The sequence below is a fragment of the Streptomyces barringtoniae genome (genome assembly GCF_020819595.1).
Taxonomy (GTDB): Bacteria; Actinomycetota; Actinomycetes; order Streptomycetales; family Streptomycetaceae; genus Streptomyces; species Streptomyces barringtoniae.
In genome coordinates this window covers 445826-467645 of record NZ_JAJHNP010000001.1, presented here as the reverse complement: position 1 = coordinate 467645, position 21820 = coordinate 445826, and the positions used below count along the sequence as shown (strand labels likewise).

Genomic DNA, 21820 nt, shown 5'->3' with positions numbered 1-21820 from the left:
AGATCGGGACATGTCTTCTCGTGCGAGGCGATACTCGGCGCAGTACCGTCACTCGCCCTACCGTCGTGGAAGGGCGGCAAGGTCATGCAGAACCAACTTCGTCAAGCCTCCGCCACAACGAGTGCAGCAGCCGGTTCCAAGAGGCCTCGTCCGGGCCTTTCGGCGAGACCCGCAGGAACTCTGCGTTCAGCAGCTGATCGGCAGCCAGAGTGCCGCCCGCCAGGGCACGGGAGAGGAAGTCCCGGATCATCGTGGCGCGTTCGCTCCCCTCCCCGCTGGTGAACTGCGCCGCCAGCATCGCCATGAGCCGGTCGGCGTCGGGCGGGGGCATTTCCAGGGTGAGGCAGCGGCGCAGGAAGGCAGGAGGCAGGGACCGCTCGCCGTTACTGGTGATCACCACGAAGGGAAAGGCGCGGCAGCGGATCCGTCCGCTGCGCACCACAAAAGTGTCGTCGGGATCATCGGTGTGCACCGTGACCTCGGGCATCCTCGAGCGCACCCGGGAGAGTTCGGGGATGTGGAACTCGCCGTCCTCGAACGCTCCGAGTAGATCATTGGCGAGATCGGTGTCGGCCTTGTCGAACTCGTCGATCAGCAGTACCCGTGGTGTGTCCCGCGGCACCAACGCCGTGCCGAGTGGGCCCAGTTGCACGAAGTCGCCCAGTCCTTGGAGGCTGTCCGCCCCGTCGGCTCGCGGACTGCCGTCCGCCGCCGGCGCCTTGTCGGATAACCGGCCCTCCGTCGCGGCTGGGCCGTGCAGCGCGCCGAGCGCCGCGGCTTCCTGCACCCGGCCGATCGCGTCGTAGGCGTACAACCCCTCTTTGAGGGTGGACCTGCTCGTGATCGTCCAGCGCAGGACGCGCCCGAGATCAAGTTCGCGGCTGACACGATGGGCGAGGCTGGACTTTCCGATTCCCGGCGGGCCGGTGACGATCAGCGGCCTGCGCAGGAACAGCGCCGCGTTGACCATGTCGGCCTCGTCGGACGATGTGCGGACCGCGGCGTCGAATGCGCCGAGGCGGCGGTGGATCTCGGCGTCGTCCCGGGGCGCCGGACCCGGGATCACGGGGCCGCCGTCGAAGTCGCGCCACGGGGGCGGCGGAGGCAACAGGTCGGCGAGCGGGGTGGCGGACACTCCTCCCGCGCCGCGGTAGATCCACCAGTCGTTGGCATCACCTGAGGGCACGGATGCGTCATCAGGCACGCGCGGCTCGCGCGATACGTCGCCGCTCATAGCCACCCCCTCTCCCGGAACCCGGGCCGGGTTCACTGGGCGACCGCCACCGGGTCCGGCACGGCCCGGTGTCGATCGATTGTCGTGCCGGCCAGCCACGCAGATGTCGTGACCGGCGATCAGGTCGGTCACACCCTAGTGGGTTGTGCAGCGCCTCGGTCGTTCTCAGGAAATCGGCTCCGGTGATTCCGGAAGCCTGTTCGGATCGTCCCACAGCACGGCAATACAAGGGCTGACGGAGCCCTCGTCGCTATGGTCCCGCGTACGGGGAGCGGAGCGCAAGCGCGTCAACCGGCCCAGAACCTCGCTCAATTGGCCCTCCAGCGCACCCTCGGCCACGGCGTGCGCATGTTCCGTCAGAGGTCCCGACCGACTCCACAGCAACAGCGGCAGACCTGCCTGCAGGCCCATCAGCAACTCACTCCTGCCGTGTCGCTGGTCGGGCGGAGATGCCAAGGTCATCAGGACAACGTCGGGATCGTCCGCGAGACGCGCGTAGAGCTGTTCGTGTTGTGCTCCGTCGCCCTCTTCGCAGCGGTACGACCGTGCACTCCCCGTGGCGGCGGACAGCACGTCCCAGCGCTCGTTCCACACCCGGTGCAACTGCAGTGCGTCGATGCGCTCCAGGCTCCGTACGACCACCTTGTAGTCATGGCCGAGGGGCGGCCCACCGAACTCACTGTCCCAAACCTTCTCCTTGCCGAAGGCCCCATGCCGGGACCATGCCTCGACCGGCTCGTTCAGCAGCGGCAAAGGGAGTATGAACTCGAGTACGAGTCCGCCTCGATGCGCTCGAAGACGGACCTCCTCGCGGTCGAGAAGGGTCGCCACCTGGCGCCGAACCTCGGACGCCGGCACGGAACGCTCCTCGCGCCGACGTGGTGCCCAGGCCTGGCCGCTGTTGGCCCAGCAGGTGAGGTCGATCCGATCGGGTGAACCGGTGGACGGAGCCAGACGGATGAGCAGGTAGGCCGGATGCGCGGGCTCAGTGCGCCACCTGCCCGTGTGGGTGCGGGAATCGTCCAGGATCCACTGTGCCTCCCGGTGGTCCTGGACGGTACTGCGGACCCGACGGCTCACCCAGGATCGGATCGCGTCCCCGCGCTCGGGAGTGAGGACGACGGCGAGCTCCTGCAGGAATCGCACGGTGCGCGGAGTTCCCTCGGCCGGGCGGTTGGTGTGCCCGAGCAGTTGGTAGGCGTCCCAGGCGGTGTGGACGATGTCGGGCAGCGGGCCGAAGTGGTCGCCGGCGGCCGAGCGATAGACGGCGGCGAGCTCCGGCACGGTGGTGCGGTCGAGCCCTGCAAGCAGCGAACTCAGCTCGTTCTGGTCGGGCTCGTCGAGCAGTGGCGCGACGACGGGGTGTGCCAGCGCCACAGCATGCCGGGAGGGCAGGTCGTAGTCGGCCAGGTGTTGTACGGCTTCGGTCAGGTGGCGCCACCCGTCGGTCACGGATCCGAAGGCGCGCACCATCGCCACGATGTGGATCTTCTTTTCGTCGAACTCGGGTACCGAAAGGCGTAGCCGTAGCCGCTCCATGGCATCGACCACGCAGATGCGGCGGGCCTCCAGGTCGTCCAGCACCGACACCTTCATGAGAGCGTCCGCCAGCCGGGCCGCGGACTGCGAGTCTCGGGGCCGTGCGGAGTCAGTCATCGCTGCCCAAGCGGTCCGGCCAGCTCTTCCTCGCCTCTTTCACAAAGTCCTTCACCGCGGTGGTGTCCCCCTCCATCCACTGCACCGCCGCGACCAGGGCCGCAGGGCCCGACGCGAACTCTGCGCACCTGCGCACGATCTGATAGAGCTGTACCCTCGGGCTGCTCTGCCGCGCGATGCCTGAGACGATCTCGGACGGCAGCTGGGTCAGCAACTGGTGCCCTGCGTCGATCCGGAAGGATTCGATCGCCAGCAAGCGATCCACCAGGGCCCGCACGGCACCGGGAGACAGGGGCTGGTAGGCGTGAGCCTGCCGGGGTGTGGCGGAGGCGGGGACGGGCGCGGCGATCGCGTAGGGGGTCCCGTCGAGGACGTCCAGCGGGATCATCCAGGCAACTCGTGACGCGGCGGCGGCATCCGACGGCCGATCCGCGAGCACGGCGGCGAGTATGCCCATGACCAGTCCGCGCCGGAGATCCCACACGCCTGCGCCGCTGAAGCCCCGCGTGACAGGAGCACCGACGGGGTCGAGACCGTCGATCTGCCACCACGCGGGATGCGTACCGCCGGCCCCCACCACCTGCCCACGTGCCCAGATTCCGTCGGGTGCGCCGACTGGATGCCCGTACGCCGAGACTGCCGCGCCGGTACCCGTGTCGCATTTTCCGAGCGGCGCGGGCACCGCGCCCGCCGGGGGAGGGTGCTCCAGCCGCAGCACCGCCGCGTCGCCCGCAGGAGGCGAGCGCAGCCAGCCGTCTTCGGCCACGTGGGCCGGGATCGACTCGGGCGTGCCCCGCGCTGCGGACGGGAAATCCAGCAGGACCGTCCCCTCCGGTGCCGGTCCCGCGTGGGGCCCGGGCAGCCGTAGCGCCGCCTCTACAACGTGCGCGCACGTGAGGACGGTTCCATGTGTCAGGAGCACCCCGGCCCCGACGACGCCCCTGCCCCTGTGGTCTCGTACGCGGGCCCGCCATGCGCCGACGCCCGGCGAGGCGGAGGCTCCGACGCCCCGTAACCCCACGTGTCCCCCTCGTGTGCCCGTACGGAAAATCAGGGTAAGCCGAAGCGAAGCGCTTGTGTACGGGGGAGACGGGGCCGGATTGGCTGCAGGCGGCGTTTGTCCGCCAGGCTCCGACGACCACCACGAGAGCTCGACATACCGCTGCACGGTGTGGTGGTCGGCCCCGGCCGGCTCGGCCGCCGCACGGCTACTGCCTGTGAGGTCGTGTGCTTCCAGGATCTCCCGTGGTGCAGGACGCGGCCGGACACAAGGGCCGGCTGACCGGGACACCCGGCGGCCGGCGTCCACTACGTCGGACGGCTCCAGACCATCACAGGAAGGCGCAGGTACGTCTCCTCGGGCAAGCAGCCCCGCCACGCGGGAGGCCGGGTGTGCGGCCGCAGCCGGATCGACGCGGAGCGGATCGAGCCGCAGGTGTGGCAGCGCAACAGCCGGCTCCTCGAGGACCCGGACACGTTGATCGATCTGGCTCGGAACGGGCCCATGTCAATCCAGGCCGCGCAGCAAGGGCTGGATCAGGGCGCCGCGACCCAGGGTGACCCGGGCCGCCGGCCCCATGAATGCCGAACTCGGTCAGCTGCGCCGACTCCGAGAGAAGGTCGTCGCGTGGCAGCGCCAGAAGGAGGCCGCCCATGAGCCGCTGGACCGGTGGACCGCTGGACTGCTGGAACGCGGACGGTATCCGGGAGCGCATGGTGCGGACCCTGACGGAGTGCGTGGCGATTCCAGCCGTTCCGGTGCGCGAACCATCGAAAGAGGCGCCGTTGCCTGACATGCTGGCCGAGGGCGTGGTCGATCCTCGCTTGTTTCACACGGACGATGGCAATGACAGGGACGGCGAAACGCGCGATGGAACGGTCGCGTCGAGGACCACCATGAGTTGGCAGGCCGTGATGACGGTGAGTGCGATGCCGGGATGCCCCTCCCCGCGGGCCACGCCCGGTTTTGGTTCCTGGAGCAGCTGAGAGGTCGTCACTATGGGTCCCCCGTAAAGGCGTTAGTGAACGATTGCGTTCACTCAAGCTGTGCGCCGCCTCGCGTCCCCCCGTTGCTGCAGCGTGGTGCACCCTTCCCCGGAATCCCCGCTTCCCTTGCATGTTGGAGAGACACAGATGGTTACCTCGCGCTGGTCGGCCGCTCCCGATCGGGCGGCTTCCCCTCGTCGGCGCGGCGTGGTGCTGGAACGCGCGATCCTCGAAGCCGCGCTGGAGCAGCTCGGTGAGGTCGGCTGGAAAGGGCTGACCATGGAAGGGGTCGCCGCCGGTGCCCAGACCGGCAAGGCCGCGGTGTATCGCCGCTGGCCCTCCAAGGCGGACCTTGTCGCGGACGCCCTGGTGGCCGGACTGCCCCGGGTGGAGGCGGCTCCGGACCTCGGCGGTGTGCGCGAGGACCTCCTCGCCCTGTGCCGGCAGGTGCGTCGGATCATGTACTCGCCTCCCGGTGTGGCGCTGCGGGCGGTGATTCACGAGTGCGATCAGATCCAGGCGGAGCGCTTCCAGGGCGTGATCGTCGGAGGAGTGGTGGAGCCGACCGTCAAGCTCCTGGGTGAGGTCATCACCCGAGGGATCGAGCGGGGGGAAGTGCGTCCGGACGCGGCCAACGGCTACGTCTTCGATGCCATCCCGGCCATGATGATGTACCGCTCGAAAATGTGCGCCAGCGAATGGAGTGATCGGGATCTCGAGGAGATGATCGACCAGCTGATGCTCCCGCTGCTGCGGCCCTACGGAAGCTGATCCCGCACGTCGGTGACCCCTGCGGCGGTGAGGCGACCGGGGTGTCGGCCCACGACCCAGGCGGCGTACGCTAAGGGCGCGATGCCGTACGAACCTCCTACCCACACCGTCGAGCGCTCCCTGCGCGCCACGACCGGAGCGAAGGTCATTGCCGGTCTCGACGAGGTGGGGCGCGGCGCCTGGGCCGGACCTGTCACCGTCTGTGCCGCGATCACCGGACTCCGCCGCCCGCCCGAGGGGCTGACCGATTCCAAGCTGCTCACGATCAGGCGGCGCACGGAACTGGCGGAGGTCCTGCGGACGTGGGTGACGGCCTATGCGCTGGGGCATGCTTCCCCCGAGGAGATCGACGACCTGGGGATGACGGCAGCACTGCGGCTCGCCGCGGTCCGCGCCCTGGACTCCCTGCCCCTCCGTCCCGACGCCGTGATCCTCGACGGGAAGCACGACTACCTCGGTGCCCCCTGGAGGGTGCGCACGGTGATCAAGGGAGATCGGTCGTGTGTGGCCGTCGCGGCGGCGTCGGTGATCGCCAAGGTTCAGCGCGACAAAATGATGGCCGAACTGGGTGTCGACCATGCAGACTTCGGATTTGCGGACAACGCCGGGTATCCGTCGCCCGTGCACAAGGCCGCACTGGAGGTGCGGGGGCCCACCCCGCTCCACCGCTTGTCGTGGGCGTATCTTGATGCGTTGCCTCAGTGGCGGCACCTCAAGAAGGTCCGCAGCTGGGCGGACGGAAGCGTTCCGGAAATCGAGGGTCAGCTCGGCTTCGATTTCTGACGGTTCTGCTCGCACTGATGTGCCACCCGGCCACCCGCACCGCACCAACGTTTGATAAATATCAGCTCATGCCTCTCATTCCCGAGGAGCCTCAGATTCACGAGAGTGCCCAGGGTCCCCGCGCCACTCCGGCCAGCGGCCGTACCGCGCCGACCCCCCGTCCCGTACCCGGCCCCCGCCCCGCGGCTCCGTCCCGCCCCGGTCGTCCCGGCCCTCCGCGGCCGGCGCCTCCGGTGCAGCGCACGCCGCGTGACGGGGCTCCGGCCAAGCCGGGCCCGTCCGGCCCGGTCGCTCCCGCCGCCTCGGCGGCCACCCCGCAGATCCAGCTGATCCCGGCCTCGGCCGAGGGCGCGCTCGACGCCGCCGAGGAGGCGGTGGACCTGCTGCTGGACTCCGGCCGTGCCCCCGGCGACGTCCTCGTGATCACCACGGGGCCCCAGCACCCGTGGGCGGAGCACGAGCTGTCCTTCGGTGAAGCTTCCTACTGGGCGCAGCACGACGCCGGTGACGACGTCTTCTATGCGGACGCCGCCATCGCCTCCCGCGCCGCGTCCCGCCCCGTGGTCGTCGTGGCCGTCAACGGAGGCCCTGCTTCCGCTGCTGCCTCGGCCCTTCCGCTGGCCCACACCCGGGCCGGTGCCCTGCTGATCGTCTGCGGCGACCCGCAGCAGATCAACTCGGTGCTGGGCGCGGGCGTCTGAGCCTCGTCCGGCACCTCGGGGCGCCGGGGTGACAAAGGAACCGCCCCGGCGGAATCCGCACGGCGTGGCCTTTGGCATGCCCGCACGACCGCCGGACCTCCGCTCGTGGACGGCTTCCCGGCGGTATGCCGAGACACCAGGCGCGGGGCAGCGGCTGCAGGGCGAAGGTTGGACCCCGGCTTGCGCTGCTTGCCCTGCCGAGGCCGGACAGTGAGGCTGCCGCCCGTAGAGCCATGGCCGCAGGCGCTTGGGGTGAGGCTCCCGTACGGCTCGCTCGTACGGCTCGTACGGCTCGTAAGGCTCGCACGGCTGTAGGGCTCGTAACGGCTGCCGAATGTGGCGAGCCTCCGGCTTGCTCGGCCCAGCACGACCGTGTGCCCCTGGGCAAGGTATGGCTCTTACGGCGCTTCGATCACGGGCGACCCTTGCGTTCCTCGAAGCACGGCCGGGTCCGGCCCGGCCGGCGTGGCGTGGGCGACCTGGAGGCCGAGCGATGTGTGGTCGGCCGTCCGTGCGGGCCAGGCGGTGGCCGGAAGGCGGTCGGGCGCAGAACCCGGCGTCCTGCCGTGCCGTGCCCTTCAGCGAGCCGCCGCGCGGCGCAGCACCTCGGAGACGGGGCCGCCGGTGCGCGGTGCGAGCGGCGGGGTCTCGGACGTGGCGAAGGGTTCGGGTGCGGAGTCCGCGTTGGGGCGGCGGCCACCGCGTCCTTCGCCGAGCACCTGCCAGCCCTCGTGGGTCAGCGTGATGTACGCCCCGCACCGCAGCCCGTGCAGGGTGCAGGCGTCACGCAGGCCCCACATCCAGGCGCCGTCTTCCTCCGTCCAACGCGCGTCCCCCTCACGGCAGTAGACGAGGATGGCCGTGCGCACCGGGGTCCGGCGTCTCAGGTCGTGCGGAATCACCCGGCGCAGCTGCGCGAGCAGCGTGTTGCGGAACATCCAGCCGTCGGCCGGGGCCGGCCGCCGCGTGAAGGACGCGCTGGCGCACAACCGCTCGTCCGGATCGAGCACTGCCACGATCGCCGTGGAGAGCCTCGGCCGATGGCGGGCGTGCAGCCCGCTGACGACCTCACGGGGATTGCGCAGCAGAGGGATTCCGGCGGCGGCCCATTCGGCCGGCTCGAGCAGGCGACTGGCGGAAGCGGCGGACGCGGCGGTCGACAACGAGGCCGCCGAGGACGAGGCGAATCCGAAGGTCACGTTCCTCCCTTCGGCTACGCGCCCACACTGCGGGCGAGGTCGGATTCGAGGGACCGCGCACCGCAGCAGAGCCCGACCGATCACGGGCGAGCCGCGCGGGGAGCGGACCTCAATTCTTCCTGCCGAACTTGGATGCGGCAACGAGCAATTGGCGCCACCGACTGTTATCTGCTGGTGCGTGGCTTATATCCTTACCCAAAGCTCAGCCCGCTGACGCCTGAGGCGCCGGACCGTGTCACTGTACGGCGGCCGCCGCGGGTAAGCGGTCAGCCCTGGACGGCCAGGACCAGCGGCAACACCGCCCGCGCGCCGGACTTTCTGAGCAGACGTGCCGCGACCGCGAGCGTCCAGCCCGTATCCGTGAAGTCGTCGACCAGCAGCACCGGGCCGTCGGCCGCGGTGAGCGCCGCGGTGAGGGCGGGCGGTACCGTCAGCGCACCGTCGAGGGCCTTCAGCCGCTGCGCGCTGTTGCTGCGCGACATCCGCGGCACGTCGTCGGCGTACTCCACCGAGCCGAGCAGCGGCAGTCGGCCGATCTCGGCGATCCGGGCGCCCAGGGAGTGGATCAGCAAGGGCCGGGTTCGCGAGGCCACGGTGACGATGCCCACCGGCCGGGCCTGGGCGTCGGACACACCTGAGGTCCAGCCGCCGGGGCCCTTCGCCCAGTCGGCCAGGACACCGACCACGGCCCGTGCCACATCGTCCGGCACAGCGGTGTCCGGCGCCTGCGGTGCGAGGAGCGGACGCAGCCGGTTGCCCCAGCCGATGTCCGACAGTCGACCCAGAGCCCGCCCCGACGAGGCCTGTTCACCGGCCGGAATGCGTCCCTTGAGATCGATGCCGATGGCCGGCAGGCCCGTCGGCCACATGCGGCGGGGCTCCACCTCGACTCCGGCCCGGCCCAGGTCGCTGCGCGCGGCGTCCACCGCCGCCGTGGACGTGTCGGCGGTGAAGCGCGGGCCGGCGCAGTTGTCGCAGCGGCCGCAGGGTTTGGCACCCTCGTCGTCCAGTTGGCGCTGCAGGAACTCCATCCGGCACTCGGTGGTGGACGCGTAGGCGCGCATCGCCTCCTGCTCGGCCGCTCGCTGCCGCGCCACCCAGTCGTAGCGCTCGGTGTCGTACGACCAGGGCTGCCCGGTGGCGATCCAGCCGCCCTTGACGCGGCGGACCGCTCCGTCCACGTCGAGGACCTTCAGCATGGTCTCCAGCCGGGAGCGGCGCAGCTCGACCAGGGGCTCCAGCGCGGGCAGCGACAGGGGGCCGTCCGCCCGGGCGAGGACGTCCAGTGTCCGCCGGACCAGTTCCTCGGAGGGGAAGGCGAGCGACGCGAAGTACTGCCAGATCGCCTCGTCCTCCTTCCCCGGCAGCAGCAGTACCTCGGCGTGTTGGACTCCGCGGCCCGCCCGGCCGACCTGCTGGTAGTAGGCGATGGGGGAGGAGGGGGAGCCGAGATGGACCACGAAACCGAGATCCGGCTTGTCGAAGCCCATGCCGAGTGCGGAGGTGGCGACCAGCGCCTTGACCCGGTTGGCGAGCAGATCGTCCTCGGCCTGCTGGCGGTCGGCGTTCTCCGTCTTGCCCGTGTACGAGGTGACGGTGTGCCCGCGCTGGCGCAGAAACGCGGTGACCTCCTCGGCGGCGGCGACGGTGAGCGTGTAGACGATGCCGGAGCCCGGCAGGTCGTCGAGGTGGTCGGCGAGCCAGGCCATACGGTGCGCGGCGTCCGGCAGCCGCAGCACGCCGAGACTGAGGCTCTCCCGGTCCAGTGGCCCGCGCAGCACCAGTGCGTCCGAGGTGCCGCCGGTGCCCAGCTGCTCTGCGACATCGGCGGTCACCCGGGCGTTGGCCGTGGCGGTGGTGGCCAGCACGGGGACACCGGGCGGGAGGTCGCTGAGCATGGTGCGCAGCCGCCGGTAGTCGGGGCGGAAGTCGTGACCCCAGTCGGAGATGCAGTGGGCCTCGTCCACGACCAGCAGGCCGGTCGCGGCGGACAGTTTCGGCAGGACCTGGTCGCGGAAGTCCGGGTTGTTCAGCCGCTCCGGGCTGACGAGCAGGACATCGACCTGGCCGGCCGCGATCTCGGCCTGGACGGCGTCCCACTCCTCGGTGTTGGAGGAATTGATGGTGCGGGCGTGGATGCCGGCCCGGGCCGCGGCCTCCACCTGGTTGCGCATGAGCGCGAGCAGGGGCGAGACGATCACCGTGGGTCCACTGCCTCTGGCGCGCAGCAACGAGGTCGCCACGAAGTACACCGCGGACTTGCCCCACCCCGTGCGCTGCACGACCAGGGCCCGGCGCCGCTCGGCGACCAGCGCCTCGATCGCCCGCCACTGGTCCTCGCGCAGCCGGGCCGCGCCCGTGGCATCCCCGACAAGCCGGGCGAGGACGGCGTCAGCCTGCGCCCGGAGATCCGCGTTGCTCGTGTGCTCCATGCGTCCCATACAACAGGACGGGACCGACAATCGGGCGGGCCGCTGCCGCGGGCTGTGGACAACCGGGCCGCTCTTGTCGTGTCCCTGATCCGACTTGTCCACAGGCTCAACCGGAATCACAAGATCCGCGAGATCGTCTGCGCATGACGAATCACAGCGAAACCACCGGACCATTCGAAAACAGCGACATCCCGGGACAGGAGCCGTTCACCGGCCCGTCCGCGCACGACACGCAGGTCACCCTGCGCACCCCGGCCGAGCTGGCCGACGCCCTCCCCTACCTCCTCGGCTACCGGCCGGAGGACAGCATGGTGCTGGTGGCCCTGCACGACCGCGAAAGCCGGGGCAGGTTCGGCGGCCGCGCCCGGCTCGGCATCCCGCCGAACGAGGAGGACTGGGAGGCGGCCGCACGCCAGCTGGCCCACGGACTGGTGACCGGCAGTGAACGGCGGGGCGCCCGGCCCGAACAGATGGTGGCCTACGTCTGCCAGGAACCGGCCCCGGGAGAGTCGGGCCGCGACGTCAAACGACGGCTCGAGCGGCTGGCCCACCTGCTGCGCACCCAGTGCGGCGACCTCGACGTGCCGGTCATCGAGGCACTGTGCATCTCCGACGGCCGTTTCTGGTCGTACTGCTGCCCGATCGAGAGCTGCTGCCCCGAGGACGGCTCGCCCATGGGCCTTCCCGGCACCTCCGTCCTTGCCGCCGCGGCCACCTACGCCGGCATCCAAGTGCGCGGCACACTCAGGGAGTTGCGTGCCAGGCTGCAGCCCTGGGAGACGACCGCGGCTCTGGAGCAGGAGATCGCCCTCGACGCGGCCGGTATGACCCTGGTGCCCCGGATTCTCGAGGAGGCGTCCCGCGCGGAAGTGGCGGAGGAGACCCTGGACCTCGCCGAGCGGATCATCCACCGCTTCGCCGCCGCGGCACCGGTCTCCGGCACGCATCCGGCGGACCTGCGCGACGACCGCCTGCTCGCCCACGACGAGGCGGCGACTCTGATCCTCGGGCTCCAGGACCGCACGACCCGCGACCGGGCGGCCGCGTGGATGGAGGGCGACGAGGCGGGTCCGGCCCTCCGGCTCTGGCGCGCCCTGGCCCGCCGATGCGTCGGACCCTACGGCGAGCACGCCGCGGCCCCGCTGACCCTGGCCGGCTGGGTCGCCTGGTCGACAGGTGACGAGCTGGAGGCTCGTGAAGCGCTGGCCATGGCCCTGGGCGCGGATCCCGACTATCTGTTCGCCCGGCTCCTGCACCAGGCATGCAATGAAGGCCTCGACCCGGAAGCGATCCGCCGCTGCCTGCGCGGGGTCCCTGCCGGTCGCGCGAGTTGTACGCCGGCGGAGACGAGCTCACAGCCGCACGCGGAGGAGACAACGACTCGGGCCGAGCCCCCGGCAACCGAAGACACGACGCACGCGAGCGCCGGAGCGGACGACCGAGGCGCCGAAGCGGGCCGAGGGACCGGCACGCGCCGACGACGCCGTGCTCGATCCGCCGACGGGGGCGATGCCCCTCGCGCGGCCAGGCCCACGGGCGGACGGCGGAGGCCGGCCCGTTCCCACCCCGGCTCGTTGACGGCCGAACCCTCGCGCCCCGGCAGCCGCGGCCTCGGCAGCACACGCACCCGAGCGACGGAACCGGGCGGCACCACGACCGGCGCAGCCCTGTCGAAGAACGACCGCCGCAAGCCCGAAGGGGAGGGTTGATCGCTATGCGAGGGAGCACGGGCGGGTGCCTGGCCGAGCAGCACCCCTGGGATGCCGCACACGCCCCAGCGCGGCGCGCACACGAAGGGCCATCGCGTGCCCACTGGCGGAAGCGGCTCGCGGCGGGGTTGAGCGACGCCATTGCTCTCCTACGCCGCCATCCGGTCGGCCTCTCCGGGGCGAGCCGTGACCTGGACGAGCCCCCCTCCGTTCACCTGAGTGGCGGAACGCCTGGACGGGCCCGGCCGCCGTACGACCCTTGTCCGCCGGGGCGTCCCACGGGTCGCCCAGCATGTTCGAGGCGCCGCGAGCGCAGAGGAAGCCACCCCATGCACCAGCAGCCGACTCCGCCCTCCGCCGTCGATGACGAACGTCCGCCCTGGGACAGGGACGAGTGGCCGCGGCCGGACCGTGCCGAGGTCCCCGAACGGCTGATCATCGGCGCCTCGCCGGCACCCAAGGACGTTCGGGTGAACTCCTCGACGGACCAGGGCACACCACCGGCGCCGACGACCGTCCCAGGCCAGGGCAGGCCACCGGCGTCGACGCCCGTGCCACGCCGGGGAAGGTCACCCGTGCAGGCTCCGGCTGGGGGCCGAGGCGACGCACCGGTACCCACCCCGGTCATCCCGAGCCGCGGCCGCCGGTCCTCCGTGGCCCCGTCGGTGCGCACACCGCAGGGCAGTCGACCGGCGCCCGAGCTGCCGCCCACGCACACCGCCTTGATCTGTGTCGCCCTGCCCGGTCTCGCCATCTCCGATGGCGGGCAACTGACCGGCCGGGGACTGGAGGGGTTCTACCGTGCCGGCAGGCGCCTGCTCTCGCGGTGCCAGGTGCGCGTGGCCGGACGCGAACCGCTCGCCGTTCTGGCCAGGATGACCGGCGCCGACAGCGCCCGCTTCGTGGGGACACTGCAGGCTTCCCCGACAAGGGGTCCCGATCCGGATGTCGTGGTCGAACGGACCCGTCGTGCCGACGGCACCGAGCGGATCACGCTCCGCAGTGCCGCCGTGCGACCGCTGAGGCTGCCCGTCGAGGTGGCCCTTGGCACGGACCTCGCCGACCTCGGCGCCATCGCTTCCGGCAGGGCAGGCCCCGAACTCCCGGCCACCGTCCACGACTCCGGCCTGCGCTGGGCCACAGCCGGCACCGCCGCCTCCGTCATCGCCGACCCGCCTCCCGCCGCCGCCCTCGCATCCGCCGGACTGCTGCGCTGGGAACTGGAACTCCCGCCGGGCGGTTCGGCAGCCGTGGAACTAAGGGTGCGGCTCGACGGCGCCGGCCCCCTGCGGGCGGCGGCACAGGCCGCGACCAGCCCGTTCGCCCCCGCCCGGGCGAGGGGCGACGACCCCCGCGTAGCCCCGGTACTGGACTGGGCGATCGCCGATCTCCAGGCGCTGCTTCTGAGGAACCCCGCCCATCCCTCCGACACCCACCTTGCGGCGGGCGTGCCCTGGCGCTGCGCAATGTCCCCTGCCGAGGCCCTGGCCGCAGCCCGCATGGCCCTGCCGCTCGGCACTCGGCTCGCCGCGGGCACCCTGCGTACCCTGGCCCGTACCCAGCTCCCGGACCGCAGCCCACAGGCCGGCATGATCCCGGGGCCACGACGCGACGCCGGCCCCCTCCTCCCGCCCGGCTGCACGGGTACGGAGGCCACACTGCTCTTCCCCGCCCTGCTCGCCGAGGCCCGCCGCTGGGGACTGCCCGAGCAGCAGACAAGCGAGCTGCTGCCTGCGGCAGAACGCTGCCTCACCTGGCTGCGGACGACCGTCGACGAGCGTCCCTACCTCCGCGATCCCCAGCCCGGGGGCCCGGCCCGCTGCGAGACACAGGCCTACGCGCATCGGGCGGCCCTGCTCGGTGCCGACCTCCTCGACGCCTACGACCGTCCCGGCGCCACCGAGTTGCGCCAGTGGGCCCAGGCCCTGCAGACGGCATTCCGGGCCGACTTCTGGGTCGATGATCTTGGCGGCGGACGTCCGGCCGCGGCCCTGGCACCGGACGGCCGACCCGTGCCGCACCTGGGCTCCGCGGCAGTCCACCTCCTCGACACCGGCCTGCTCGGTTCCGGCCGGCTCGCACCGGGCCTGCTCGACTCCGCACAGACCGCACACCGCGCCCGGCTGTTCGGGGCCCCCGCCATGGACACGGGCTGGGGACTGCGAGGTCTCGGCGCCAAGGAGGCGGTGCACAACCCGTTCGGCCACCGGACCGGAGCCGTCCGGGTCCACGACACTGCAGTCGCCATCGCCGGACTGGCCGCCGCCGGCTACGAGAAGGAAGCCGGCGGCCTGCTGAAGGGACTGCTGGACGCGGCGGAACACTTCGGCCACCGGCTGCCCGAGATGTTCGCCGGGGAGCAGCGCTGCGCCGCAAGCGCTCCTCTCCCGCATCCCGCGGCCTGCCGGCCGGCGGCTACCGCGGCGGCGTCCGCGATCATGGTTCTCGCCTCGCTCGCGGGCATCCGCCCCGACACCCCCGCCCGCACGATCACCCTGTGCCCCGTGCGCAGCGCGCCGCTCGGCGAAATCGGCCTCACCGGGCTGCGCGTCGCCGGCGCCCCGTTCGCCGTGCGCATCAGCCGGCTGGGGCTCGCCATGGTCGAGGAGGCGGCGGACGGCCTGCAACTGGGAGTGTGACCTCGCACGACGCCACGCAGGTGAAGACGCGGAGCCGGTCCGGCGCCCGATCCCAGAACGAAGCGGAACCACCATCGATGCGGCCGGGGAAGGGAGTGTTTATCGTCAGGCAGACGACTATGATCGCGGCATGCCCTACGACCCGTCAGCCTTTCCGCCCTTCGCCGTCACCGTGGACCTGGTCGTGCTGACCGTGCGCCGCCATGCCCTGTGCGCGCTGGCGGTCCGCAGGGGCGAGCCACCGTTCCAAGGGCGCTGGGCACTGCCTGGAGGCTTCGTACGGGCCGATGAGGATCTCTCCCAGGCGGCGGCGCGCGAGCTCGCCGAGGAGACCGGCCTGTGTGCACACGACCCCTCGGCCCCGGTCCAGGACAACGGGGCTCATCTCGAGCAGCTCGCGACCTACGGGGACCCCAAGCGGGATCCGCGCATGCGCGTGGTGAGCGTCGCGCACCTCGCGCTCGCGCCCGACCTGCCCGCCCCGCGTGCGGGAGGCGACGCCAGCAACGCGCGCTGGGCGCCGGTCGAGGAACTGCTCCAGCAGAGCGGTTACGGCCGCGACGGCGAGCCCGTGGCACCGCTCGCCTTCGATCACGCCCAGATCCTCGCCGACGGGGTGGAACGGGCACGCTCCAAGATCGAGTACTCGTCGCTGGCCACCGCGTTCTGTCCGAGCGAGTTCACCGTCGGCGAGTTGCGCCGGGTGTACGAGGCGGTGTGGGGGGTGGCCCTGGACCCGCGCAACTTCCACCGCAAGGTCACCGGAACCCCCGGATTCCTCGTCCCCACCGGAGGAACGACCACGCGCCAGGGCGGTCGACCGGCGCAGCTCTTCCGAGCGGGCGGTGCCACCCTGCTCAACCCGCCGATGCTGCGCCCCGAGGTCTGAGGCGCACTCGGGACCGCGCGCCCGGACGATCAGGTGGGCCGACCGCACGGGCGGGGCGTCGGTTCACCCGAACGGCGGACGTGAACCGGGTCTATCGGCAGTATGTGTGGTAGCAGATCGAGTGATACCCGAAAAAACGGACACTCCGCGCTATCTTGCTGCAGGTGATCGAGGCCTTCGGACTGACCAGCAATCCCCGCAAGGCGCACCCGCCCGCCGTCGACGACCTCTCCTTCGAAGCGCGCGCGGGACATGTCACCGTGCTGCTCGGAGGCGACGGCGCGGGCAAGACGACGGCGCTCAGACTGATGCTCGAGCTTCAACATGGGCGCGGTGCCACCTACTTCAGGGGGCGGCCCCTGCACCGGATCGCCCATCCCTCGTGGGAGGTCGGCGTGCTCCTCGGCGATGTGCCGGGGCATCCGGCCCGCTCCGTCCGCGGGCATCTGCGCATGCTGTGCGCGGCATCGGGAGTTCCGGCGCGACGGGCCGACGAGGTCCTGGAAGTGGTCGGCCTTGTCAGCTTCCGCGAGGAACGCCTCGGCACGCTCTCGCGCGGGATGGACCGCAGGCTCGGCCTGGCGTGCGCTCTGCTGCCCGACCCGCACACGCTCGTACTGGACGAGCCCACCGACGGTCTCTCCGTCCGTGAGGCGCAATGGCTGCACGGCATGCTGCGAGCGCACGCCGGCCAGGGTGGCACGGTGCTCTTCACCACGGCCGACCCCAAGGAGGCCGCCCGCGCGGCCGACCGGGTCGTGACCCTCGATGGCGGCAGACTCGTGGCTGATCAGGAGGCCAGGGAGTTCGCCCGCACCCGGCTGCGCCCGCGCGTGGCCGTCCGCAGTCCGCACGCAACACGTCTCGCGGCCCTGCTCACCAAGGAGGCCCGCACCGGGCGCCGGTCCGTCGAGGTCGTGCGAGAGGGCGGCAATCGCCTCTCGGTGTACGGCTCCACGACCGCCGACGTCGGCGAGACGGCGTTCCGCCACGGCATCCTCGTGCACCAACTCGCGGACGAGGTCGGCGACATGGGGCCGGTATCCGGCGGCGGGGCCGCAGTCTCGTCCGGAGAGGCAGCCGCGGAGGCGGCGAACGAGCCACCTGCGGAGCGGGCGGACGTCGGGCCCGGTTCCTCACCCGTGGAGCCCGAGCCGACGGTCCATGGCTTGGCGACGGTGGAGACGTGCGCCTCGGAGGTCGGCCTGGCCGCGTCCGTGTCCGGTGTCCCGGCGCCCGGCTCACCGGCGGCCGAGTCCAGCGGGCCGTTGTTGGGCATGTCCGTGTCGAAGCAGGCCTCCATGGCGTCCGGAGTTTCGCAGGGGGAGCCGGGTGCCACGGCGTCGGGTTCCTCGGGGAGGGAACGGGGTGCGATGCCGTTCGGCTTCTCGGTGGGGGAACGGGAGGACTCCCCGGCGGACACCCCGGCGCCGCAGCGGGCTGTGTCCAGCGTCTCCTCGGGCGAACCGCTGGCCGGCGAGCGGGCACAGGCCCCCAGCGGCGAGCAGTCGCCGCTCGAGGAGACGTCCGAGGCCCGGCCGGGGACGGAGCACACGGAACCCATCCGGGGCGTACCGGCCGAGGGAGTGTCGCCGGACGACGCGGCACCGGGAACCGGCAGCGCGGCACACGGCGATGACAGGCCCGCTGATGACGACGTACTGGACGGAGGCGCCGCAGTGGTGCCCGCCGAAGTGCTCGCGGGAGTCGACGGCGGCCGGACCGCGGAGGCGGCCGCCACCACGGACTCCGGGAGCGATGCCGCCTCGGCTGTCCAGGCACCGCAGACCGGCAGCGCGAGCACTGCGGCAGCGGTCATCTCCACACTGCGCACCCACCTCCCCGGCGCCAGGAATCCCGGCACCCGTCAGGCGCAGGCCACCGGCGTTGTCCGCCCCGACGGTGTACGTTCCCTTGATTCCCTCTCGCCCCTGCCGCCCCCCATCTCCCCCCGCCCCGCCCCCAGCCCCCTGCGCCCTCTTCGCTACGAGATCCGACGCGCCGCCGGCATCGGCGTCGGCTTCCTCACCTGCGGTGCCGTACTGGTGGTGTCCGCGCTCACCGCCGTACTGCTGGCCAGGACCGGGCACACCCCGCAGGCGCGGCTGTTCGCCGCGTGGCCGCGTCAGCTGCCGCTGCCGCCCGCGGCGCTCGCGGCGGGGCTGCTCGGTGCACTGTCCTTCGGAGACGAGTTCCGCCACCCCGCCCTCGCGGCGGACCGCGGCACCGTGCCCCGCCGGCTGGGGCTGCTCACCGCGAAACTGCTCGTCTCCGGGGCCACCGCGGCCATGCTGGCCTTCCTCACCGTGGGCTGCGATGCCGAAGCGCTCTACATTCTCTACGGACGGGAGCTGACGCAAGTTCCCGCGGACTGGCTCTCGTTGGGCGCGAGTTGGTTCGGTCTGGTCGTCGGCTGCGCCTGGGCGGGTGTGCTGGCGGCCGGTGTGTTCCGGTCCACCGCGGGCGGCATGGCCGCCGTTCTCGCCGTACCCGTTGTCGTCGTCCCCCTCGTGCACGAGGCGCTGCAGGGGCCCGCCCCGCGCATGGCCGCCGGTTTCCCGGTGCGGATGCGAGAGGCCCTCTTGCTGCAGTGGCCCTTCGGCGGTGAGCGCTACCTGCTCGGGATGGCGCGGGTGCTCGCCCAACCAGTGGGCAGCGCACTGGCGTTGTCGCTGTCGGCGCTCCTGTGCGCGTATCTGTATGCGACGCTGCGCACCCGGTTCCGATGACGGACGTGCGTCCACTTCCGATCCCGCCGTGTGCACAACTCCCCGAGGAAAGCCCATTTCTTTCCGATAAGGCGTCAATTGCGACGGGGTGAGCGATCACCCTTTCGTGTGCTTTTCACCAAAGACCTCAAGGGAGTTGGAGGCGGCGCCGACAAAGGATCCGTGAGTACCCTTGCGCACACCATGATGACCGCCGCCCGCTCCACCGACTCCGGTCTGGCCGGCCCGGGCGAACTCGACCGCTACCCCTACGCAGAGCCCCAGGTGGCCGATCGCGTCGGAGCACCCTCCTGGGAGGGCGCGGACCCCGACCTGGGCCGCGTCGGCCGGCGCGCCGCGGGCAGCCGCGGACGCGGACTGCACGGCCAACTCGTTCAGCAGCTGGGACAGATGATCGTCTCGGGCGACCTGGGCGCGGACCGCCCGCTGGTCCCCGAGGAGATCGGCCAGCGCTTCGAGGTCTCCCGCACCGTCGTCCGCGAGTCCCTCCGTGTCCTCGAGGCCAAGGGCCTGGTCAGCGCCCGCCCGAACGTCGGCACGCGCGTGCGTCCCGTCAGCGACTGGAACCTGCTGGATCCGGACATCATCGAGTGGCGGGCCTTCGGGCCCCAGCGCGACGACCAGCGCCGCGAGCTGAGCGAGCTGCGCTGGACGATCGAGCCGCTCGCCGCCCGCCTCGCCGCCGGGCACGGGCGGGAGGACGTACAGCAGCGCCTCTGTGACATGGTCGAGATCATGAGTCACGCCATGGCTCAGGGCGACGCGCTGACGTACTCGCGCGCCGACAACGAGTTCCACGCACTGCTCATCCAGATCGCCGGCAACCGCATGCTGGAGCACCTCTCCGGGATCGTCTCGGCGGCCCTCCAGGTGTCGGGCGGTCCGGTCACGGGCTGCGACCGGCCGAACGAGGCGTCGCTCGCACAGCACGCGCGGATCGTCGACGCTCTCGGCACCGGCGACGGCGCGGCCGCCGAGACGGCCATGCGCCAACTGCTTACGGTCCACCCCGAGGTCGAGCGTGTGGTGCCCGCCCCGCGTGAGCACTGACCTCACGCGGTCGGCGCGGTGCGGTCGCCGGTGTGCGCCGTCGGCCTGACTGTCGTCGCGACCGTCTCGGCGCCGGGCTCGTTGACGGCCGCCGCTGGACCCCGCCGGACCCTGTGCGGTCCGGCGGGGTCCAGCGGCGCGACGGGCCCTGGGGTCATGGCGCGCGACGGGGCAGGGCGGCAACGGTGATCTCCTCTGCCCATGTCTGACCGTTTTTGACCGCTTACGGGGTGTGACTCGGGCCACGCAGATTGGGCGTAACGCTTGTGGGAACAGCGCGATGACCTAAGAGGTGACAGCCGCGGAGGGAATACGGACGCCATCACAGGCGCTGTGCACCTTCCCGGCCCCCGCCCGCGCCGTCGGCCCATCCCCAGGCCGGTGGTCGGCTCCTGTCCGAAGTGGACGGTGCCGGAAGCCGTTTTCCAACGTTCCGAGAGGTTGTTCGTGTCGGCCAGCACATCCCGTACGCTCCCGCCGGAGATCGCCGAGTCCGTCTCTGTCATGGCGCTCATTGAGCGGGGAAAGGCTGAGGGGCAGATCGCCGGCGACGATGTGCGTCGGGCCTTCGAAGCTGACCAGATTCCGGCCACTCAGTGGAAGAACGTACTGCGCAGCCTCAACCAGATTCTTGAGGAAGAGGGTGTGACGCTGATGGTCAGTGCCGCAGAGCCCAAGCGCACCCGCAAGAGCGTCGCAGCGAAGAGCCCGGCGAAGCGCACCGCCACCAAGACGGTCGCGGCGAAGACGGTGACGACGACGAGGAAGGCCACCGCCACCACGGCCGCCCCCGTGGCGCCCGTCGCTCCGGCCGCAGCCGATTCCGCCGAGGAAGCCGCACCCGCCAAGAAGGCCGCGGCCAAGAAGACCGTCGCCAAGAAGACGGCCGCCAAGAAGACCGTCGCCAAGAAGACGGCCGCCAAGAAGACCACGGCCAAGAAGGACGAGGCCGAGCTCCTCGAGGACGAGGTTCTCGAGGACACCAAGGTCGCCGAAGAGCCGGAAGGCGCCGAGAGCGCGGGCTTCGTCCTGTCGGACGAGGACGAGGACGACGCGCCCGCGCAGCAGGTCGCCGCGGCCGGCGCCACTGCCGACCCGGTCAAGGACTACCTGAAGCAGATCGGCAAGGTCCCCCTGCTCAACGCCGAGCAGGAGGTCGAGCTGGCCAAGCGCATCGAGGCGGGTCTGTTCGCCGAGGACAAGCTGGCCAACGCCGACAAGCTGGCGCCGAAGCTCAAGCGCGAGCTGGAGATCATCGCCGAGGACGGCCGCCGCGCCAAGAACCACCTCCTGGAGGCCAACCTCCGCCTGGTGGTCTCCCTGGCCAAGCGCTACACCGGCCGCGGCATGCTCTTCCTGGACCTCATCCAGGAGGGCAACCTCGGTCTGATCCGCGCGGTCGAGAAGTTCGACTACACCAAGGGCTACAAGTTCTCCACGTACGCCACCTGGTGGATCCGTCAGGCCATCACCCGCGCCATGGCCGACCAGGCTCGCACCATCCGTATCCCGGTGCACATGGTCGAGGTCATCAACAAGCTCGCGCGCGTGCAGCGCCAGATGCTCCAGGACCTGGGCCGCGAGCCCACCCCGGAGGAGCTGGCCAAGGAGCTCGACATGACCCCGGAGAAGGTCATCGAGGTCCAGAAGTACGGCCGCGAGCCGATCTCCCTGCACACCCCGCTGGGTGAGGACGGTGACAGCGAGTTCGGTGACCTCATCGAGGACTCCGAGGCCGTCGTCCCCGCCGACGCCGTCAGCTTCACGCTCCTGCAGGAGCAGCTGCACTCCGTTCTGGACACCCTGTCCGAGCGCGAGGCCGGCGTCGTCTCCATGCGGTTCGGTCTCACCGACGGTCAGCCGAAGACCCTCGACGAGATCGGCAAGGTGTACGGCGTGACGCGTGAGCGCATCCGCCAGATCGAGTCCAAGACCATGTCGAAGCTGCGCCACCCGTCGCGTTCCCAGGTGCTGCGCGACTACCTCGACTAGGTCGCGGTTGTACGGCGGCGAAGGCCCGGCCCCCTCGCGGGAGCCGGGCC

15 protein-coding genes are annotated in these 21820 nt (G+C 71.5%); 10 read left to right on the top strand and 5 right to left on the bottom strand.

Going from position 1 to position 21820, the window contains the following annotated elements; translation table 11 throughout:
* Positions 1 to 82: 82 nt before the first annotated feature.
* The 3 genes from LMU33_RS01945 to LMU33_RS01935 are packed head-to-tail and all read right to left on the bottom strand — an operon-like array spanning position 83 to position 3812.
* Positions 83 to 1366: an AAA family ATPase gene (locus tag LMU33_RS01945; protein ID WP_228616708.1), complete on the bottom strand. Its 1284-nt coding sequence runs from the start codon at positions 1364 to 1366 to the stop codon at positions 83 to 85.
* A gap of 33 nt (positions 1367 to 1399) precedes the next feature.
* Positions 1400 to 2890 carry a VMAP-C domain-containing protein gene (locus LMU33_RS01940; protein WP_228616706.1) on the bottom strand — a complete coding sequence of 497 codons (1491 nt, stop codon included), beginning with the start codon at positions 2888 to 2890 and terminating at the stop codon, positions 1400 to 1402.
* The gene (locus LMU33_RS01935) at positions 2883 to 3812 is read right to left on the bottom strand and encodes an effector-associated domain 2-containing protein (RefSeq protein WP_228616869.1); all 930 of its coding nucleotides are present in this window, start codon (positions 3810 to 3812) and stop codon (positions 2883 to 2885) included. Before LMU33_RS01935 ends, LMU33_RS01940 begins: the two co-directional genes overlap by 8 nt.
* 731 nt (positions 3813 to 4543) lie before the next feature.
* Between LMU33_RS01935 and LMU33_RS01930 the strand changes: the two genes are divergently transcribed.
* The 4 genes from LMU33_RS01930 (at position 4544) to LMU33_RS01915 (ending at position 7131) form a co-directional block, all read left to right on the top strand.
* Complete coding sequence (locus LMU33_RS01930; protein ID WP_228616704.1) at positions 4544 to 4876, top strand: hypothetical protein; 333 nt, start codon at positions 4544 to 4546, stop codon at positions 4874 to 4876.
* A gap of 147 nt (positions 4877 to 5023) precedes the next feature.
* A complete protein-coding gene (locus LMU33_RS01925) occupies positions 5024 to 5647 on the top strand; it encodes a TetR/AcrR family transcriptional regulator (RefSeq protein WP_228616867.1) in 624 nt (207 codons plus the stop codon).
* Positions 5648 to 5728: 81 nt separating this feature from the next.
* Entirely contained in the window at positions 5729 to 6430 is a 702-nt protein-coding gene (rnhB, locus tag LMU33_RS01920; RefSeq protein WP_228616702.1) for a ribonuclease HII, read from the top strand.
* A 68-nt stretch (positions 6431 to 6498) separates the two neighbouring features.
* Complete coding sequence (locus LMU33_RS01915; protein WP_228616700.1) at positions 6499 to 7131, top strand: hypothetical protein; 633 nt, start codon at positions 6499 to 6501, stop codon at positions 7129 to 7131.
* A 578-nt stretch (positions 7132 to 7709) separates the two neighbouring features.
* Here the strand turns inward: LMU33_RS01915 and LMU33_RS01910 are convergent.
* Together LMU33_RS01910 and LMU33_RS01905 are read right to left on the bottom strand one after the other, a co-directional pair.
* Entirely contained in the window at positions 7710 to 8330 is a 621-nt protein-coding gene (locus LMU33_RS01910; protein WP_228616699.1) for a hypothetical protein, read from the bottom strand.
* 266 nt (positions 8331 to 8596) lie between these two features.
* On the bottom strand, positions 8597 to 10762 hold the full coding sequence (locus LMU33_RS01905; protein ID WP_228616697.1) for a RecQ family ATP-dependent DNA helicase: 2166 nt from the start codon (positions 10760 to 10762) through the stop codon (positions 8597 to 8599).
* Between the two features lie 143 nt (positions 10763 to 10905).
* Here LMU33_RS01905 and LMU33_RS01900 point away from each other — a divergent pair, with 143 nt between their 5' ends.
* The 6 genes from LMU33_RS01900 to LMU33_RS01875 all read left to right on the top strand — a co-directional run bounded on the left by LMU33_RS01900 (position 10906) and on the right by LMU33_RS01875 (position 21770).
* Positions 10906 to 12471 (top strand): DUF4192 domain-containing protein, encoded by a 1566-nt coding sequence (locus tag LMU33_RS01900; protein WP_228616695.1) that lies wholly within the window; start codon positions 10906 to 10908, stop codon positions 12469 to 12471.
* A 329-nt stretch (positions 12472 to 12800) separates the two neighbouring features.
* Entirely contained in the window at positions 12801 to 15110 is a 2310-nt protein-coding gene (locus tag LMU33_RS01895; protein ID WP_228616693.1) for a glycogen debranching N-terminal domain-containing protein, read from the top strand.
* A gap of 130 nt (positions 15111 to 15240) precedes the next feature.
* A complete protein-coding gene (locus tag LMU33_RS01890; RefSeq protein ID WP_228616691.1) occupies positions 15241 to 15999 on the top strand; it encodes an NUDIX hydrolase in 759 nt (252 codons plus the stop codon).
* 164 nt (positions 16000 to 16163) lie between these two features.
* Positions 16164 to 18728, top strand: coding sequence for an ATP-binding cassette domain-containing protein (locus LMU33_RS01885; protein WP_228616689.1), 2565 nt, complete (start codon positions 16164 to 16166; stop codon positions 18726 to 18728).
* A gap of 162 nt (positions 18729 to 18890) precedes the next feature.
* Entirely contained in the window at positions 18891 to 19778 is an 888-nt protein-coding gene (locus LMU33_RS01880) for a FadR/GntR family transcriptional regulator (RefSeq protein WP_055706109.1), read from the top strand.
* A gap of 447 nt (positions 19779 to 20225) precedes the next feature.
* On the top strand, positions 20226 to 21770 hold the full coding sequence (locus tag LMU33_RS01875; RefSeq protein WP_228616687.1) for an RNA polymerase sigma factor: 1545 nt from the start codon (positions 20226 to 20228) through the stop codon (positions 21768 to 21770).
* The last annotated feature ends 50 nt before the right edge of the window (positions 21771 to 21820 follow it).

Excerpts from the sequence above, each read along its gene's own strand:
- LMU33_RS01900 (WP_228616695.1), top strand. The coding sequence starts at position 10,906 with ATGACGAATCACAGCGAAACCACCGGACCATTCGAAAACAGCGACATC.
- LMU33_RS01895 (WP_228616693.1), top strand. The coding sequence starts at position 12,801 with ATGCACCAGCAGCCGACTCCGCCCTCCGCCGTCGATGACGAACGTCCG.
- rnhB (WP_228616702.1), top strand. The coding sequence starts at position 5,729 with ATGCCGTACGAACCTCCTACCCACACCGTCGAGCGCTCCCTGCGCGCC.
- LMU33_RS01925 (WP_228616867.1), top strand. The coding sequence starts at position 5,024 with ATGGTTACCTCGCGCTGGTCGGCCGCTCCCGATCGGGCGGCTTCCCCT.
- LMU33_RS01890 (WP_228616691.1), top strand. The coding sequence starts at position 15,241 with ATGCCCTACGACCCGTCAGCCTTTCCGCCCTTCGCCGTCACCGTGGAC.
- LMU33_RS01940 (WP_228616706.1), bottom strand. The coding sequence starts at position 2,890 with ATGACTGACTCCGCACGGCCCCGAGACTCGCAGTCCGCGGCCCGGCTG.
- LMU33_RS01915 (WP_228616700.1), top strand. The coding sequence starts at position 6,499 with ATGCCTCTCATTCCCGAGGAGCCTCAGATTCACGAGAGTGCCCAGGGT.
- LMU33_RS01930 (WP_228616704.1), top strand. The coding sequence starts at position 4,544 with ATGAGCCGCTGGACCGGTGGACCGCTGGACTGCTGGAACGCGGACGGT.
- LMU33_RS01905 (WP_228616697.1), bottom strand. The coding sequence starts at position 10,762 with ATGGAGCACACGAGCAACGCGGATCTCCGGGCGCAGGCTGACGCCGTC.